The 17,659-nt window shown below is 67.8% G+C and carries 16 protein-coding genes; 8 read left to right on the top strand and 8 right to left on the bottom strand.

Annotated features, from left to right (window positions below; all coding sequences use genetic code 11):
* Nucleotides 1-71: 71 nt before the first annotated feature.
* From A5708_RS16415 to A5708_RS16430, 4 genes are all read left to right on the top strand, one after another.
* The gene (locus A5708_RS16415) at nt 72-671 is read left to right on the top strand and encodes a lipid droplet-associated protein (RefSeq protein WP_065029643.1); all 600 of its coding nucleotides are present in this window, start codon (nt 72-74) and stop codon (nt 669-671) included.
* Nucleotides 668-1,924 carry an exodeoxyribonuclease VII large subunit gene (xseA, locus tag A5708_RS16420; protein WP_065029644.1) on the top strand — a complete coding sequence of 419 codons (1,257 nt, stop codon included), beginning with the start codon at nt 668-670 and terminating at the stop codon, nt 1,922-1,924. Before A5708_RS16415 ends, xseA begins: the two co-directional genes overlap by 4 nt.
* The gene (locus A5708_RS16425; RefSeq protein WP_065029645.1) at nt 1,914-2,183 is read left to right on the top strand and encodes an exodeoxyribonuclease VII small subunit; all 270 of its coding nucleotides are present in this window, start codon (nt 1,914-1,916) and stop codon (nt 2,181-2,183) included. Before xseA ends, A5708_RS16425 begins: the two co-directional genes overlap by 11 nt.
* Nucleotides 2,184-2,244: 61 nt before the next feature.
* A complete protein-coding gene (locus A5708_RS16430) occupies nt 2,245-3,345 on the top strand; it encodes an NAD-dependent epimerase/dehydratase family protein (RefSeq protein ID WP_065029646.1) in 1,101 nt (366 codons plus the stop codon).
* Here A5708_RS16430 and A5708_RS16435 read toward each other — a convergent pair.
* The 3 genes from A5708_RS16435 to A5708_RS16445 are packed head-to-tail and all read right to left on the bottom strand — an operon-like array spanning nt 3,342 to nt 6,440.
* The gene (locus tag A5708_RS16435; RefSeq protein ID WP_065029647.1) at nt 3,342-4,886 is read right to left on the bottom strand and encodes a carboxylesterase/lipase family protein; all 1,545 of its coding nucleotides are present in this window, start codon (nt 4,884-4,886) and stop codon (nt 3,342-3,344) included. The two genes, A5708_RS16430 and A5708_RS16435, sit on opposite strands and share 4 nt — an antisense overlap.
* Before the next feature lie 25 nt (nt 4,887-4,911).
* Nucleotides 4,912-5,709, bottom strand: a complete 798-nt coding sequence (locus A5708_RS16440) for a dienelactone hydrolase family protein (RefSeq protein ID WP_065029648.1) — start codon at nt 5,707-5,709, stop codon at nt 4,912-4,914.
* Nucleotides 5,710-5,741: 32 nt separating this feature from the next.
* Nucleotides 5,742-6,440, bottom strand: coding sequence for a DUF4245 domain-containing protein (locus A5708_RS16445; RefSeq protein ID WP_065029649.1), 699 nt, complete (start codon nt 6,438-6,440; stop codon nt 5,742-5,744).
* 54 nt (nt 6,441-6,494) lie between these two features.
* On the opposite strand from A5708_RS16445, the gene glpX reads away from it, so the two are divergent.
* Genes glpX through A5708_RS16460 form a run of 3 tightly spaced genes read left to right on the top strand, consistent with a single transcriptional unit; the run spans nt 6,495 to nt 10,086 of the window.
* Nucleotides 6,495-7,574, top strand: a complete 1,080-nt coding sequence (gene glpX, locus A5708_RS16450; protein WP_155766043.1) for a class II fructose-bisphosphatase — start codon at nt 6,495-6,497, stop codon at nt 7,572-7,574.
* A 33-nt stretch (nt 7,575-7,607) separates the two neighbouring features.
* Nucleotides 7,608-9,014, top strand: a complete 1,407-nt coding sequence (locus tag A5708_RS16455; protein ID WP_065029650.1) for a class II fumarate hydratase — start codon at nt 7,608-7,610, stop codon at nt 9,012-9,014.
* Between the two features lie 52 nt (nt 9,015-9,066).
* Nucleotides 9,067-10,086, top strand: coding sequence for a hypothetical protein (locus A5708_RS16460; protein ID WP_065029651.1), 1,020 nt, complete (start codon nt 9,067-9,069; stop codon nt 10,084-10,086).
* A 16-nt stretch (nt 10,087-10,102) separates the two neighbouring features.
* Here the strand turns inward: A5708_RS16460 and A5708_RS16465 are convergent, their stop codons facing one another.
* The 5 genes from A5708_RS16465 to A5708_RS16485 all read right to left on the bottom strand — a co-directional run bounded on the left by A5708_RS16465 (nt 10,103) and on the right by A5708_RS16485 (nt 16,603).
* A complete protein-coding gene (locus tag A5708_RS16465; RefSeq protein ID WP_081292985.1) occupies nt 10,103-11,545 on the bottom strand; it encodes an adenylate/guanylate cyclase domain-containing protein in 1,443 nt (480 codons plus the stop codon).
* Between the two features lie 150 nt (nt 11,546-11,695).
* Nucleotides 11,696-12,571 (bottom strand): polysaccharide deacetylase family protein, encoded by an 876-nt coding sequence (locus A5708_RS16470; RefSeq protein WP_065029653.1) that lies wholly within the window; start codon nt 12,569-12,571, stop codon nt 11,696-11,698.
* A gap of 57 nt (nt 12,572-12,628) precedes the next feature.
* Complete coding sequence (locus A5708_RS16475) at nt 12,629-13,930, bottom strand: PhoH family protein (RefSeq protein WP_065029654.1); 1,302 nt, start codon at nt 13,928-13,930, stop codon at nt 12,629-12,631.
* A 252-nt stretch (nt 13,931-14,182) separates the two neighbouring features.
* The gene (locus A5708_RS16480) at nt 14,183-15,010 is read right to left on the bottom strand and encodes an acyl-ACP desaturase (RefSeq protein ID WP_065029709.1); all 828 of its coding nucleotides are present in this window, start codon (nt 15,008-15,010) and stop codon (nt 14,183-14,185) included.
* A 123-nt stretch (nt 15,011-15,133) separates the two neighbouring features.
* The gene (locus tag A5708_RS16485) at nt 15,134-16,603 is read right to left on the bottom strand and encodes a glycine hydroxymethyltransferase (RefSeq protein WP_065029655.1); all 1,470 of its coding nucleotides are present in this window, start codon (nt 16,601-16,603) and stop codon (nt 15,134-15,136) included.
* Nucleotides 16,604-16,717: 114 nt separating this feature from the next.
* On the opposite strand from A5708_RS16485, the gene coaA reads away from it, so the two are divergent.
* Entirely contained in the window at nt 16,718-17,656 is a 939-nt protein-coding gene (gene coaA / locus A5708_RS16490; RefSeq protein ID WP_064881943.1) for a type I pantothenate kinase, read from the top strand.
* The last annotated feature ends 3 nt before the right edge of the window (nt 17,657-17,659 follow it).

Below are 17,659 nucleotides of genomic sequence, written 5' to 3' on the forward strand. Positions count from 1 at the left end.
CGCCGACACGGGCTTGCCAGCTCGCGCCGGTGGGCTTGGAGTTAGCCGCCGCTTAGGGCAATCTTGGACCCATGGGCACTGCACCGTATGGCGTTCGGCTGCTGGTCGGCGCGGCAACAGTCGCTGTCGAGGAAACCATCAGGCTGCCGAAAACCATCCTGATGTACCCGATGACGCTGGCCAGCCAGGCTGCGCACATCGTGATGCGCTTTCAGCAGAACCTCGCCGAGCTGGCGATCAAGGGCGACAGCACCCTGGAATCGATCTTCCCGCCCCGGGATGAGAAGCCGGAATGGGCCACCTTCGACGAGGACCTGAACGACGCGATCGACGGCGGCTTCAGCCCGGTGCAGGACGGAGGTGAGGGCGAGCGCCGGGCCGAGGGCCGGTTCGCGCTGTACTCGGTGGCCGACGCGCACGAAGACGCCAGCGCCCTGACCAAGCCCGCCCGGCAATCCAAGAAGCCGGCCGCCGACGCCTCGGTTCCGCAGCCGGCGGTGGTCACCGAGCTGGACTACTCGGCGCTGACGCTGGCGCAGCTGCGGGCCCGCCTGCAATCGCTGAGCGTGGACGAACTCGAAGCCCTGCTCGCCTACGAGCAGGCCACCAAGGGCCGCGCACCGTTCCAGACGCTGCTCGCCAACAGGATCACCCGCGCGAACGCGAAGTGACACCGGCCGTTACCTCCGAACCGAATTCCGCCGAGAACCCGTTTCCGGTGCGCGCGGTGGCCATCCGGGTCGCCGGCTGGATCGACAAGCTGGGCACCGTCTGGGTCGAGGGCCAGCTCGCCCAGATCTCGATGCGACAGGACTCCAAAACCGTGTTCATGGTGCTGCGTGACCCGGCCGCCGACATGTCCCTGAGTGTGACGTGCCCGCGCGACCTGGTGCTGAACGCGCCGGTGAAGCTGGCCGAAGGCACGCAGGTGGTGGTGCGCGGTAAGCCGTCCTTCTACACCGGCAGGGGCACATTCTCGTTGCGGCTCACCGAGATTCGCGCCGTCGGAGTGGGCGAGCTGCTGGCCCGCATCGAGCGGCTGCGCCGGCTGCTGGACGCCGAAGGGCTGTTCGATTCTCGGCTCAAACGACCAATCCCCTTCTTGCCCAACATGATCGGCTTGATTACCGGCCGGGCCAGCGCCGCCGAACGCGACGTGACAACCGTGGCGGCCGCACGCTGGCCCGGGGTGCGCTTCGCGGTGCGCAACACCGCGGTGCAGGGGCCCAACGCGGTCGCCCAGATCGTCGAGGCGCTGGGCGAACTCGACCGCGACGCCGAGGTCGACGTCATCGTGATCGCCCGCGGCGGCGGCAGCGTGGAGGACCTGCTGCCGTTCTCCGATGAGACGCTGTGCCGCGCCATCGCGGCCTGCCGCACCCCCGTGATCAGTGCGGTCGGCCACGAGCCCGACAATCCGCTCTGCGACCTGGTCGCCGATCTACGTGCGGCCACTCCCACCGACGCGGCCAAGAAGGTGGTGCCCGACACCGCCGCCGAGCAGCGCCTGATCGAGGACCTGCGCCGGCGCAGCGCACAGGCGCTGCGCAACTGGGTGTCCCGCGAGCAACGGGCGCTGGCCCAGATACGCAGCCGTCCGGTGCTGGCCGAGCCGTTGGCGGCGCTGACCGCGCGCGCCGAGGAGGTGCATCGCGCCCGATCGGCGATTCGCCGCGACATCACCCGAATGGCCGCCACCGAGAGCGAGCGTGTCGGCCACCTGAGCGCGCGGCTGGCGACGCTGGGGCCGGCCGCGACGCTGGCCCGCGGTTACGCCATCGTGCAAACCACCGTGCAAACCACCGGGCCGACGAACCGGGTGCTCCGCTCGGTCGATGACGCGCCGGCGGGCACGCGGCTGCGGGTGCGGGTGGCCGACGGCGCCGTCGCCGCGGTGAGCGAAGGACCGACCGATGGCGCGTAAAAACGACGGCGGAGACAACGCCGCGACCCCGGAACAGGGCGAATCCATTACACCTATTAGTCACCTGGCCTACGAAGCGTGCCGGGACGAATTGATCGAAGTCGTCCGCGTGCTGGAGCAGGGCGGTTTGGACCTGGATGAGTCGCTGAAATTGTGGGAAAGAGGCGAACAACTGGCTAAACACTGTGAAGCACACTTAGCTGGCGCCCGAAAGAGAATCGAAGATGCGCTCGCGGCAGGCGAGGCCGAGGATGCCTGAATTCGGGGATATTGGAGGGCTTTGTTGAAGACTTTTTTTCAAACTGGAACACGTTTCAGTTATGCTCTCGTCCATGGGTGATGCATCACTGACGGCCGAACTCGGCCGCGTCCTGGTCACCGGGGGGTCCGGATTCGTCGGCGCCAACCTGGTGACCACCTTGCTCGACCGCGGGCATCAGGTCCGCTCCTTCGACCGTGCGCCCTCACCGCTGCCGCCCCACCCGCGGCTGGAGGTGCTGCAGGGCGATATCACCGACACGGCCGTGTGCGCGCAGGCGGTCGACGGCATCGACACCGTCATCCACACCGCGGCGATCATCGACCTGATGGGCGGCGCGTCGGTCACCGACGAGTACCGGCAGCGCAGCTTCGGGGTCAACGTCGGGGGCACCGAGAACCTGGTCCGCGCCGGACAGGCCGCCGGGGTGCAGCGCTTCGTCTACACCTCGTCCAACAGTGTCGTCATGGGTGGCCAGAACATCGCCGGCGGCGACGAGACGCTGCCCTACACCAACCGGTTCAACGACCTGTACACCGAGACCAAGGTGATCGCCGAGCGATTCGTCCTGGGCCAGAACGGGGTTGACGGCCTGTTGACGTGCGCGATCCGGCCCAGCGGGATCTGGGGCCGCGGCGATCAGACGATGTTCCGCAAGCTGTTCGAAAGCGTGATCGCCGGCCACGTCAAGGTGCTGATCGGGCGCAAATCGGCCCGACTGGATAATTCCTACGTGCACAACCTGATTCACGGTTTCATCTTGGCGGCCGAGCACCTGACGCCGGGCGGCACCGCGCCCGGCCAGGCGTACTTCATCAACGACGCCGAGCCGATCAACATGTTCGAGTTCGCCAGGCCGGTCGTCGAGGCCTGCGGGGAGAAGTGGCCGCGGGTCCGGGTGAACGGCCCCATCGTGCGCGCGGCGATGACGGGTTGGCAGCGGCTGCACTTCCGGTTCGGGATACCGGCACCGCTGCTCGAGCCGCTCGCCGTCGAGCGGCTGTATCTGGACAACTTTTTCTCGATCGCCAAGGCGACGCGCGATCTCGGGTATCAGCCCCTGTTCAACACCGAGCAGGCGCTGTCGGAATGTCTGTCGTACTACGTCGAGATGTTTGACCAGATGAAACGACAAGTCCTGGCGGGCAAGGCATCCGCCTAGCGGAAGCTCACCATCTCGCTACCCCAGGCCGCGCGTATGCCGGCATCGACGTCGTGTGCGAGGGCGTCGCTGCGACCGATGATCAGGCAGGACCGGTCGTCTTCTGCATACGGCGTCCACTCCGGCTCACCGGCGGGACCCGCGGGCGTGCCGTGCGCGGCGAAGTTGACCCAGCGGGCGCGCACCCTCTTGGATACCGCCTTGGCGGTCTTGCTGCCGCCGAGCTTCAGGGTGGGATCCTTGGGCGCACCGAGAGTGCCCCAGACGTAGGGCAATTCGGTGGCATGCGCGGCCTTGACCATCAGCATCCTCAGCAACGGGGTGGCGTAGTCGAAGCGGTACAGATAGACCGGCGCCACCCGGCTGTGGCCCTCGGCAAGCCACACCGACGGCATCCGGAAGCCGACGTCGGTCGCAATGCTCAAACTCCTTGCCTTGCGCCGCATTCGCGAATACGCCGAGCCGATCACCTCTTCGGTGGGCAACTGCAGGTCCGGTTGTTCGGCGGCGATCTGGTTGAACATCGACGTGATCGCGCTCGGTGTGATCGGCATCAGTGGCGAGCGCATCAAGCGAAACAGCGCCGCCTCATGCTTGTTGGTGCCGATGATCAGCGGGACCGGATGTGAGCGGCCCTCCTGCGTCAGCTTGACCGGGTAGTCGGTCAGCACGTCGCCGTCGACGATCGGGACGAACGCCAGCCTTCCCGGGTTACGCACCGGCACCTCGTCGAACACCTGTTGCGACGCGGCCAGGATCGTCGCCATGGGCAGCTCGACCAGCCGTTGCGATTCCGACGGGGTGATTCCCAGCCGGTCGAGGAAGGCCTGGGCCACGAGCGCGGCCCGCTCGCGATCGTAAACCGAAGTGGCCGGCGAACTTTGCGCAATCGCCGCGCCGAACAGACCCTCGGCCGCCGGGCTGGCCAGCAGGGTGGTGACGATCCCGGCCCCGGCGGACTCGCCGAACAGCGTGACCCGCCGGGGATCGCCGCCGAAGGCAGCGATGTTGTCGCGCACCCACTCCAGCGCCGCCAGCACGTCGCGCAAGCCGACGTTCGAGTCGAAGTTCCGGCCCGCGTGATTGAACGACGACAGGTCGAGAAAGCCGAGCACCCCGAGCCGATAGTTGACGGTCACCACGACGACGTCGCCGTGGCTGACCAGCCTGCGGCCGTCGTACAGCGTCTGGCTGCTCGACCCCAGGACGTAGGCGCCGCCGTGCAGCCAGACCATCACCGGCTTGGCGTCGCCGGGCCGGGTGTCAGCAGACGCCCAGACGTTGAGCCGCAAGCAGTCTTCGCCCTGTGGTGCGCCCAGATCCAATGGCATGTTGGGAAATACGGGCTGCGGGCACGCCGGTCCGAATGCGGTGGCGTCGGCGACCGCGGTGCTGCGCGCGGGCGGCTGGGGCGCCCGGAAACGCAGCTCGCCGATGGGGGCCGCCGCGTACCGAATGCCCTTCCACGCCTTGACGTTGTCCTCTGCGATGCCCCGGACCGGGCCGTAGCTGGTTTCGACCACCAGGTCGTCGATTGCCATGCGCGTGCGAAATCTCCTGAGGAACCTAGAACAGGCGTTGCGTGAGGAACTCGACCACACGCTTGCGGGCCTCGTAGGCGGGGTGGCCGTCGACCTCGCGGACCTCGTCGGTGAGCACCGAGTGCGCCATCTTGCCGAAGCCGTGCTGATTGTTTGGGCCCGAGTCGATGTCGATCACCTCGAAGGCGTCGCCGAGGCGCTGCTTGAGCGTCGCGAACCGCTCGCCGGGCGCCGTCTTGTCCTCGCTGAACCGCAGGCCCATGGCGCACAGACCGTCATTGGCGCACCGGTCGGCCACCGTGGCCAGTTCGGATTCGCTCAGCCCGGGATCGCGGCGCCGCGCGGCGCCCAGCGGGAACGGGACCGACGGCTGCGACAGCACCGGCGCCAACACGCTGTCGTCGACCGCGGCGGCCAGCGCGAACCCGCCGGTGAAGCACTGGCCGATCACGCCGACGCCCTTGCCCGGCGTCGACGCGTTGAGGTCACGCGCCAGCGCACGCAGGAACAGCGACACCGGCCGCTGCTTGTTCAGTGCGAGCGCCGCGAATTCCCTTGCCACGCAAGCCCGCCCGATGGTGCCGACGATGTAACCCGCCGTCTTGGCCTTGCCCGGCTCGCCGAACAGCGAGGGCATCGCGACGGTGAAGCCGTTGTCCACCAGGTGATTACCCAGGGCAAGCACGCCGGGATGGATCCCGGGAATCTCGGGAATGAGCACCACCCCGGGGCCGCCGCCCTTGCGGTAGACGTCATGGGTGTAGCCGCCACCGCTGAACGATGCCGCCGACCATCCGGACAGATCAGCCTCTGGTGCAGTCACGTCGACAGGGTCCCTTTGCTTGCGCGGGTGAGTCAGCGGCTCGGCAAAGGCGGTTGCGATTGCGTCGCCGACGCCAGCGTACGGAACTGATCGGTGTTTCCGGCGCCGGTTATCGCAATTTGGGTGACACCGCGTGGGCCGCTGAGCCGGGTCGTCCATACCGGCTCCGCGTCGGCCCCCTCCTGACCGGCGCCCTGATAGACCACCCAGCTGGTTCCGGCGACGTCGACCGCCCCGGTCGGGAAGGCCGACGGATGGATCGAGTTGACGAGCTTGTCCTCGTCGGCGTCGCTCTGGGTCAGGCTCAGATACATCCCGGTCGGACTGATGTAGCCGACGACCGAGATGGGCGCGTTCACCCGCTGGCCGCTCGCCGGGTCGGTGTGCCCGCCCTGGATGCCGCCGCGGTGGCCGGAGTTGGCCTGCCAGCCCGCGGGCAGCCGGGGTTCACGGATGGGAAAGCCGAGCGCGGAAGCGTCGGCACGCAGGGCCGCGCCGGCGTCATAGGACGGGACGGGGCCCTCGTGGTTGCCGAGCTGAAACGAGCACATGCCCAGCATCCCGGCCAGCACGATGCACCCGATGACCAGCGGAATCAGGGACCAGAACATGTCCCGGCCGTCCTGCAACAGCCGAGGTTTCGCCGGCCTGGGCGCCGGTCCTGCTTGCGGAGACGGCACAGCGGCTTCGCTCCCATCAAGCTGGGCATTCAGCGGCGGCTCCTCCGTCATCCCCCAAGTATCCCAGTTCCAGCGGACCGATCCGCTTCTGGGACAATCGCAGCCATGACAGTTGAGGGCGACCGCTCGACCGCCACCACCGGCCGGGCCCCAGCGCAGGGGCGACCGCGCGGTGAGGCTCCTGACCGCAACCTGGCTTTGGAACTGGTACGCGTCACCGAGGCCGGTGCCATGGCCGCAGGTCGCTGGGTCGGCCGCGGCGACAAAGAGGGCGGCGACGGGGCGGCCGTCGACGCGATGCGTGAGCTGGTCAACACGGTGTCGATGCGCGGTGTGGTCGTCATCGGCGAGGGTGAGAAGGACCACGCGCCGATGCTCTACAACGGCGAGGAGGTCGGCAACGGCGACGGCGCGGAGTGCGACTTCGCCGTCGACCCGATCGACGGCACCACGCTGATGAGCAAGGGCATGCCCAACGCCATCTCCGTGCTGGCGGTGGCGGACCGCGGCGCGATGTTCGACCCGTCCGCGGTGTTCTACATGAACAAGATCGCCGTCGGGCCCGAGGCCGCGCACGTGCTCGACATCACCGCCCCGATCGCCGAGAACATCAAGGCCGTCGCCAAGGTCAAGGCGCTGTCGGTGCGCGACATGACGGTGTGCATTCTGGACCGGCCGCGCCACGCCAAGCTGATCGAGGACGTGCGGGCCACCGGGGCCCGGATCCGGCTGATCACCGACGGCGACGTCGCCGGCGCCATCTCGGCGTGCCGCCCGCACTCGGGCACCGACATGCTGGCCGGGATCGGCGGCACGCCGGAGGGCATCATCGCCGCCGCCGCAATCCGCTGCATGGGTGGCGCCATCCAGGCGCAGCTGTCGCCCACCGACGACGAGGAACGTCAGAAGGCCATCGACGCCGGCTATGACCTGGACAAGGTACTGACCACCGAGGACCTGGTCTCCGGCGAGAACGTCTTCTTCTGCGCCACCGGGGTCACCAGCGGTGACCTGCTCAAGGGCGTGCAGTACTACCCCGGTGGCTGCACCACGCAGTCGATCGTGATGCGGTCGAAGTCGGGCACCGTCCGGATGATCGAGGCCTACCACCGGCTTTCGAAGCTCAACGAGTACTCCGCCATCGATTTCACCGGCGACAGCTCTGCCGCCTATCCCCTGCCCTGACCAGACCGATCCAAAGGACGAGGACGCCGCTTTATGGCCACTGAGGATACCGAGTACCGCATCGAGCACGACACCATGGGCGAGGTGCGCGTACCCGCAAAAGCGTTGTGGCGCGCGCAGACCCAGCGCGCGGTCGAGAACTTCCCGATTTCGGGCCGCGGCCTGGAACGCACGCAGATCCGCGCGCTGGGCCTGCTGAAGGGCGCCTGCGCGCAGGTCAACAAGGATCTCGGGCTGCTGGCCCCGGAGAAGGCGGACGCGATCATCGCCGCGGCGGCCGAGATCGCCGACGGCCAGCACGACGACCAGTTCCCCATCGACGTCTTCCAGACCGGTTCGGGCACCAGCTCCAACATGAACACCAACGAGGTGATCGCCAGCATTGCGGCCGCCAACGGTGTGACGGTGCACCCCAACGACGACGTCAACATGTCGCAGTCGTCGAATGACACCTTCCCCACCGCAACCCACATCGCGGCCACCGAGGCCGCCGTGCGTCATCTCATCCCCGCCCTCGAGGTGCTGCACGCCGCCCTGGCCGGCAAGGCCCGCGAGTGGCACACCGTGGTCAAGTCGGGCCGAACCCACCTGATGGACGCCGTCCCGGTGACGCTCGGCCAGGAGTTCAGCGGATACGCCCGGCAGATCGAGGCGGGCATCGAGCGGGTACGCGCGACGCTGCCCCGGCTCGGCGAGCTGGCTATCGGCGGCACCGCGGTCGGTACCGGCCTGAACGCTCCCGACGGCTTCGGCGCCAAGGTGGTCGAGACGTTGGTCGCCTCCACCGGCCTGAGTGAATTGCGCACGGCGGCAAACTCGTTCGAGGCGCAGGCGGCGCGCGACGGGCTGGTCGAGGCTTCCGGCGCGCTGCGCACCATCGCGGTGTCGCTGACCAAGATCGCCAACGACGTGCGCTGGATGGGGTCGGGCCCGCTGACCGGCCTTGCCGAGATCCAGCTGCCCGACCTGCAGCCCGGCAGCTCGATCATGCCGGGCAAGGTCAATCCCGTTCTGCCCGAAGCGGTCACGCAGGTCGCCGCGCAGGTGATCGGTAACGACGCGGCGGTCGCGTGGGGCGGTGGAAACGGTGCGTTCGAGCTCAACGTCTACATCCCGATGATGGCGCGCAATATCCTCGAGTCCTTCAAGCTGCTGACCAACGTGTCCAAGCTGTTCGCCGAGCGCTGCATCACCGGGCTGGCCGCCAATGTGGAGCACCTGCGCGAGCTGGCCGAGTCGTCGCCATCCATCGTGACGCCGCTGAACTCGGCGATCGGCTACGAGGAGGCCGCCGCGGTGGCCAAGCAAGCGCTCAAGGAGCGCAAGACGATTCGTCAGACCGTGATCGATCGCGGCCTGATCGGCGACAAGTTGTCGATCGAGGAACTCGACCGGCGGCTCGACGTGCTGGCGATGGCCAAGGTCAAGCCTGGAGACTGAGCCGGACGTCGGGGGTGACGGCGGTGGTCGACGAGAGTAAGGGTGGTTTTCGATGACGGCTCCTCCCGGTGGTCCCTACGGTCAGGGGCCCTACGGAAGCAATCCGTATGGGCAGGACCCGAATTGGGGCGCCCAGCCGCAGGGCGGTCCAGGCCCCTACCCGCAGGGCGGTCCCGGTCCTTACCCGCAGGGCGGTCCCGGTCCTTACCCGCAGGGCGGTCCAGGGCCCTATCCGCAGGGCGGCCAGTACGCCTACCCGCCGCCGGGTGGCCCGTATCCGTATCAGCACTATCCCCAACCCGGACAACAGTTTCCGCCGGGTGGCCCGGGCGGGCCCTACCCTCCGGGGCCGCCGCCGGGTGGGTCCGGATCGAAGCTGCCGTGGCTGATCGTCGCCGGTCTGGTGGTGCTGGCGATTATCGCGCTGGTGGCGACGTTGCTGGTGATGCGGGGCGGCCATGACAACAAGCCGGCCACCGCGCCCTCGACAACGAGCACCTCGGTCTCGCAGCCGAAGAACTCCGCGCAGAACGCAACCGACTGCACCCCGAACGTGTCCGGCGGTGAGATGCCGCGGGGCGATTCGATCTCCGCGGGCAAGCTTTCGTTCCCCGCCAGTGCGGCGCCGGGCGGGTGGACGGTGTTCTCCGACGATCAGGGCCCGAACCTGATCGGCGCGCTGGGGGTCGCCCAGGACGTGCCCGGAGCCAATCAGTGGATGATGACGGCCGAGGTCGGCGTCACCAATTTCGTTTCCAGCATGGACCTTACGGCGCAAGCCACGAAGTTGATGCAGTGCATCGTCGCGGGCCCCGGCTACGCGAACGCCCAGCCCACGCTCGGACCGACGAAGTCGTCGTCGATCACCGTCGACGGCACCAAGGCCGCCCGGGTCGATGCCGACGTCACGATCGCCGATCCCAGCCGCAACGTCAAGGGCGACTCCGTCACCATCATCGCCGTCGACACCAAGCCGGTCACGGTCTTCATCGGCAGCACACCCATCGGTGATGCCGCCTCGGCGGGCCTCGTCGGCAAAATCATTGCCGCGCTGAAGGTCTCGAAGTCCTGATGCGGGTCAGGCCCGGCTAGCCGGCCGGGCCGGTCGGCGCCGAGACGTGGGTGGCCTCGGATCGCCCGCGCAGCACGGTGGAATAGCATTCGGCCCACTGCGCGCGCTCGGCCTCACCCGCGGCATCGACGGCACCCGCCGAGCACAGGATCCGCCTGTCGGAGGTTTTCGCGAGGTCGGCCAGCCGCGCGGCTTCGTTGACGGCGTCACCGATCACGGTGTATTCGTACCGGTTTTCGGCGCCGACGTTGCCGGCGAACACTCGACCCGCCGACACACCGATGCCGAAATCGACCGGCAGCCTCCGCAGTTGGGAGCCGAGCGCACGGGCGGTCGCCAAGGCCGACGACGCGGGCTCACTGATGGGCAACGGCACCCCGAAGACGGCGAGTGCGGCATCGCCGGCGAATTTGTTGATCAGCCCGTGGTGTTCGTCGACTGCGTGCACGACGATCCGGAAGAAGTCGTTGAGCACCTCCGCGACCTCTTGCGGGGGGCGGCTTTCGGCAATCTGGGTGGACCCCACCAGGTCGATGAAAAGCACCGCCGCTTCGACCACGTCGCCCGACAGCGATGCCCCCTCGGTGAGGGCGCGTTGTGCGACGTCGGCGCCGACATGGCGGCCGAACAGGTCACGCAGCCGGTCACGCTCGGCGAGACCTGTCACCATTCGGTTGAATCCCGTTTGCAGGCGCCCGATTTGGGATCTTTCATAGGCGCCGACATACGTTTCCATGCGACCATGCTCGACCTCGGCCATCGCGTCGACGACCTCGCCGACCGGATCCGAGATCGACCGCGAGGTCAGGATCATCGTGGGCAGCCCCAGCACGAGCGCCGCCAGCGACACCACCAGAATCGGCACGTCCAGCGACGCCGATTTCTCGATCAGCCAGCCATACGAACGGAGAACGACCAGCGTCGCGATGATGGCGATAGGAAAGGCGCTGCACAAGAACCACAGCAGAACCAGCCGGGCGTACACGCTCGGCACCGCCAGCCGCGGCTCGGCGCCCAGCGTGGCGGCGCGCATGATGGGCCGCAGAGTGCGTTGCGCGAGCAGCATCCCGGTGCCGGCGGCGGCCGATCCGCCGAGCAGCACGCCGAGCACGATGGGCAGCAGAAGCTGCGGCCCGCCAGTCAGATTCAGCAGGATGAAGATCCCGCCGGTCATCGCCCAGGACGTCACCAGGATCGCCGACTGGCGCCCGGCCAGCCTCATCACGGCTTCGCGTTGTTGCGGGGTGGGTTCGTCACCAGCGACGAACCAGCGCACGGTGGGCGCCAGGCTGACCGCGCCGGCCACCGCGACGCTGACGATGCCCAGCGCGATGAGCAGCACCACGGGCGCGGTGTTCTGCCGCGCGAAGTCCGCGTTGGCGCCGACGGAGGTGTGGCCCCGCAACGGAATCAGGATGGCCGCCGCTTCGACGACGGCCAGCACATAGGACAGGCTCATATCGAACCCGTATTGAAACAACCACCGGCGAAAGGACTTTCGTTGACCGGGCTGACGCGCCGAACCACGCCATGATGGCGGAAGCCGATCCCGAAGCCAGCCCACGGTGATCACCCTATAAAAGTAGCCGCGTCTGGTCCGAAATTTGCTCTACGCACCGTTGTTCGGCCCGCCGGAGTTCTGCCCTGGGATGTCGGTGATCGGGAAATTCGGCATCGGCTTCGGTGAGGGCGTGTTGGGCAGCGTGGGGATGTCGCCGGGCGGAATGTCGTGCAGGCCGTTGACGGGCGGGCCGTTCTCCCGGCTGCCGTAACTGCTGCCGGGAGAACGTGATCCCAGCAGGTCGCTGACCGTCACCAACCGGTAGCCGTTGGCCTTGAGCACCGGGATGAACTGATACACCAGGTCGACGGTGCTCGAGTAGGTGCTGTGCAGCAGCACCACCGAGCCCGGCTTGATGTAGGTCATCAGCATGTAGCGCGTCGCCGCCGTGTTCGCATCGTTCGCCCAGTCGAAAGGGATCACGTCCCAAAGGATTTCGGCCAGACCGAATTGCCCGGCGGCCTGGCGCACCACCGGGTCGGACAACCCGCCCGCGGGGCGATACAGGTTGGGTGTGCGGCCGGTCGCGGCGGTGATAGCGTCGTTGGCCTTGGAGAACTGGGCGGCGATGTCGTCGCGCGGGATCGTGGTCATGTTGGGGTGTTCCCAGGTGTGGCTGCCGATCTCCATCCCCGCGTCGGCGATGCGCTTGGCCCCGGCCGGGTTGGCGGCCACCTTGTTGCCGATCAGGAAGAAGGTGGCCTTGGCGTCGTTCTCCTTCAGGATTTGCAGCAGCCGCTCGTCGAACGGCCCCGGCCCGTCGTCGAACGTCAAGGCGACGCACTTGATGACCGAGCAGCTGAGGTCGTCGGCGCGCGTCACGTGACCCGTGAGCCCGCCGATCACCAGCACCGCGGCGGCGGCCGCCACACCGACAACCGTGCGCCAGTAGCGCCAGGCTTGGGTGTCGGGTCGTTTCGCCACCGTCGAAGTTTATCGAAGGGAGACCTACCCGGGGTCGAGCGCGCTGGTCAGGCGCCCTCACTGCGGGCCGGCGATCTCCTCGAGCATCTCGGTGACCAGGGCGGCAATCGGGGACCGCTCGCTGCGCAACAGGGTGATGTGGGCGAACAGCGGATGGCCCTTGAGCTTCTCGATCACCGCCGCGACCCCGTCGTGGCGGCCCACCCGCAAGTTGTCCCGCTGCGCGATGTCGTGTGTCAATACCACGCGCGATCCGGTGCCCAGCCTGGACAGCACGGTCAGCAGGACGTTGCGTTCCAGCGACTGCGCCTCGTCGACGATCACGAACGAGTCGTGCAGCGACCGGCCCCGGATGTGAGTCAGGGGCAGCACCTCGAGCATGCCGCGGGACAGCACTTCCTCGAGCACCGCCGGGCTGGCGAGACCCTCGAGGGTGTCGAAGACGGCCTGCGCCCACGGCCCCATCTTTTCGCTCTCGCTGCCGGGCAGGTATCCGAGCTCCTGACCGCCGACGGCATAGAGCGGCCGGAAGACCACCACCTTGCGCTGGGTGCGCCGCTCCAGCACCGCCTCTAGGCCGGCGCACAAGGCGAGGGCCGACTTGCCGGTGCCCGCCTTGCCGCCCATCGACACGATGCCCACCGACTCGTCGAGCAGCAGGTCGAGCGCCACGCGCTGCTCGGCCGAGCGGCCGCGCAGCCCGAACACCTCGCGGTCGCCGCGCACCAGCTGGACGCGCTTGTCCGCGTTGACCCGGCCCAGCGCGTGAGAGCTTCCACCGAGCAACCGAACACCGGTGTGGCAGGGCAGGTCTCGCGCTTCCACCAGATCGATCTCGCCATCGGCGAACAGCGCGTCGATGTCCTCGGTGGCGGTCTCGATCTCGCGCATCCCCGACCACCCGGAGGCCACCACGTCCTGGGCGTGGTACTCGTCGGCGGCAAGACCCACCGCAGCGGCCTTGACACGAAGCGGAATGTCCTTGCTGACCAACGTAACTCGCTTGCCTTCGGCGGCGAGGTTGGCGGCACAGCTCAGGATCCGGGAGTCGTTGCTGTCGCTGCGGAAACCCGCCGGCAGCACCGACGGGTCCGTGTGGTTGAGCTCGACATGCAGCGAACCGCCCTGCGTCCCAACGGGAATGGGCTGATCCAGTCGTCCGTGCAACAGCCGGAGATCGTCGAACAGCCGCAAGGACTGGCGGGCGAACCATCCCAGCTCGTGGTGGTGGCGTTTGGCCTCCAGCTCGCTGATCACCACCAACGGAACAACCACCTCGTGTTCGGCGAACCGGCTGCACGCCCAGGGGTCGGACAGCAGCACGGAAGTGTCGATCACGTAGGTCCGGATTTCGGTCACGTAGCGCTCCTCGAGCGGGATGAGCCCGCGCGGACCCGCACAGGCATGTCGACGGGAACCGCAGCACCAGGACCGGGGCCGGTCCTTCCGTTGTGGTGACGGGAGGTGCCGCCCTGGCAGCAGAGCATGACGCTGACCATCGGGATCGACGCTACTCCCGTGCCCGCATGCGCGCTGTGCAGGCGCGCCGACGTGGCGAGCCGCGACCACCTTCCGTGGGCGGCCGATGTTGAGGGGCGCGTGCAGGCCGGCTTAGCCGACGATCAATTGCCGCAGTTCAGGCTCGTCCGCGAGCCCCCATGCGGTGATGCGGTCGGAGATCGCCTGACGCAGCTGCTCCGGACCGAAAATGCCTGCCTCGTCGACGTTCTGCACCTTGTCCGCGTACGCGTCGATGTCGGCGCCGGGCACCTTCAGGTCGGCCGCGCGCGCGGCGATCGCCGCGATGGTCTCGTCGCGGGTGTACTCGAGGCAGTGCGCGACAAGGTTGGAGAAGAAGACCTCGTGGCGGCGCTCGTCGCGGGCGATCCGGTCGACCAGGCCGGCCAGGATGGGCTCCTCGAGCTTGGCGGCCAGGTTTTCACAGAACACGGCGTGCGTGCGTTCGACGAACGCCATGTGCACCAGCGTTTCCACCTGCGAGTAGGTATCGGCCCGGTAGCCCTTCATGACGTACTGGACGCGGGCCTCTTCGTTGGCGGTCGGGTCGACCTCGCGGGTCACCACGAGGTACTCGCGCAGCGCGATGGCGTGCAGGTGCTCCTCGGCCGTCCACCGGCCCAGCCAGCGGCCCCAGTAGTCCTCCAAGATGAAGTGCTCGACCAGCTCGCGGTGGTGGGCGGCCAGGTTGTCCTTGAGCAGCAGCATGATCTCGCAGGCGTCCGTCAAAGGCCTGGGCAGCGTCATCGACGCCGGATCCCAGTCGCGCCCACCGAGGAAGGCGAAGTTCTCGCCCCGGTCGAACGGCACGTAATCGTGCGCGAACCAGAGCTCTTCGGTGGACAGGTGACGGTCGATGTTTGCTTCGACGACCGGCTCGAGTTCGAGGGTCAGCGCGTTAGCGACAGGTCTTTCGGCCATGAGATAACTGTAACCCGCGTACACAGGTTCATGAAATCGACCGGGTCGTGTCGCGGCAACTGGTGACTTTGGTCCTCAGAGCCGCATTGCCGGGCACTCTAGAGCCCCTCGTACGGCGGAAACCTAGAGCGCGAGGCCCGGGTAGAGCGGGTTGGCGTCCAACAGTTCGGCCGCGGCCGCGCTGACCCGTTCCGCGGTGCCTTCGGCCAGCGAGTACTTGGCCTTGGAGGTGCCTTCCGGCTTCGTGTTGGCCAGAACGTCGACCATCAGCTCGGCCACCCGGTCGAATTCGGCCGGACCGAAGCCGCGGGTGGTGAGCGCCGGGCTGCCGAGCCGGATGCCGCTGGTGTACCAGGCGCCGTTGGGGTCGGCGGGGATGGCGTTGCGGTTGGTGACGACGCCGGCGTCCAGCAACGCCGACTCGGCCTGGCGCCCGGTCAAGCCGAACGAGGTGACGTCGAGCAGCACGAGGTGGTTGTCGGTGCCCCCGGTGATCAGGTGGGCATCGCGCTTGAGGAAGCCGTCCGCCAGGGCCTGGGCGTTGTCGGCGATCCGCTGGGCATAGGCCTGGAACGACGGCTGCCGCGCCTCGGCGAGCGCGACGGCCTTGGCCGCCATCACGTGCGACAGTGGCCCGCCGAGCACCATTGGGCAGCCCTTGTCGACGGCGTCGGCGTATTCGGGTTGGCACAGGATGAGGCCGCCGCGGGGACCGCGCAGCGACTTGTGCGTCGTCGTGGTCGTGACATGGGCGTGCGGCACCGGATCCTCGTCGCCGGTGAACACCTTGCCCGCCACCAGGCCGGCGAAATGCGCCATGTCCACCATCAGGGTGGCACCGACCTCGTCGGCGATCTCACGCATCGTCGCGAAGTTGATGCGGCGCGGGTAGGCGGAGTAGCCGGCCACGATGATCAGCGGCTTGAACTCACGCGCGGCGGCCGCGACGGCGCCGTAGTCGACGAACCCGGTGTCGGGGTCGGTGCCGTAGCTGCGCTGGTGGAACATCTTGCCGGAGATGTTGGGCCGGAAGCCGTGGGTGAGGTGGCCGCCGGCATCCAGCGACATGCCCAGCAGCCGCTGGTTGCCTAACTTGGCGCGCAGCTTCTCCCAGTCCGCTTCGGACAAGTCGTTGACGTGCTTGGCGCCTGCGTCGGCCAGGCCCGGCGCCTCGACCCGGGTCGCCAAGATCGCCCAGTACGCAACGAGGTTGGCGTCGATTCCCGAGTGCGGCTGGACGTAGGCGTGCGGCGCCCCGAACAGCTCACGGGCGTGCTCGGCGGCGACGCTTTCGACGGTGTCGACGTTCTGGCAGCCCGCGTAGAAGCGGTGTCCGATGGTGCCCTCGGCGTACTTGTCCGACAGCCAGGTCCCCATGGTCAGCAGCACCGCGGGCGACGCGTAGTTCTCGCTGGCGATCAACTTGAGCGAATCACGTTGGTCGGCGAGCTCTTTGCGGGTCGCCGCGGCGATGCGAGGTTCGACGGACTCGACCACCTGCAGTGCGGCGCGGTAGGCAGCGCTCGCTGTGTCGGCGTATTCGGCGCCCGGTGATGTGGTCGAGTTGGCGGTGCGGGTCAAGTCGGCTGACATGAGAACGAGACTAGTCGGCCGACTGACCCCACAGCGAGGGCGCTCGCGCTCCCAGCGTCGACTTTTCGCCAGCCCAGCCGTCGGGCTTTTCGGCGCCCCTGCAACACTTGCACTATGCCGCGGCTTAGCGAGCCGAGCCCATATGTGGAGTTCGACCGAAAGCAATGGCGTGCGCTTCGTATGTCGACGCCGCTGGCCCTCACCGAGGAAGAACTCGTCGGGCTGCGCGGTTTGGGTGAACAAATCGACTTGCTCGAAGTCGAAGAGGTCTACCTGCCGCTGGCCCGGCTCATTCACCTGCAGGTCGCGGCGCGCCAGCGATTGTTCGCCGCCACCGCCGAATTCCTCGGCGAACCTCAGCAGAACCCGGACCGGCCGGTGCCGTTCATCATCGGGGTGGCCGGCAGCGTGGCGGTCGGTAAGTCGACAACTGCCCGTGTGCTGCAGGCCCTGTTGGCGCGGTGGGATCACCACCCGCGGGTCGACCTGGTCACCACCGACGGCTTCCTGTACCCGAACGCCGAGCTGGACCGGCGGAATCTGATGCACCGCAAGGGGTTTCCCGAAAGCTACAACCGTCGCGCGCTGATGCGGTTCGTGACCTCGGTCAAATCCGGTTCGGACTACGCGTGCGCGCCGGTGTATTCGCATCTGAAATACGACGTCATCCCCGGGGCCAAGCATGTGGTCCGTCATCCCGACATCTTGATCCTGGAGGGCCTCAACGTTCTGCAGACCGGTCCGACCCTGATGGTGTCGGACCTGTTCGACTTCGGCGTGTACGTCGACGCCCGGATCGAAGACATCGAGCAGTGGTACGTATCGCGATTCCTGGCCATGCGCAGCACCGCCTTCGCGGATCCCGAATCGCACTTCCACCACTACTCGGCCCTCAATGACACCAAGGCGGTCGCCGCCGCTCGCGAGATCTGGCGGTCGATCAACCGCCCCAACCTGGTCGAGAACATCCTTCCGACCCGGCCGCGCGCCACCCTGGTGCTGCGCAAGGACGCCGACCACTCCATCAACCGGTTGCGGCTGCGCAAGCTCTGACGC

Origin of the sequence: Mycobacterium colombiense (assembly GCF_001672755.1) — a bacterium.
Classification (GTDB): domain Bacteria; phylum Actinomycetota; class Actinomycetes; order Mycobacteriales; family Mycobacteriaceae; genus Mycobacterium; species Mycobacterium colombiense_C.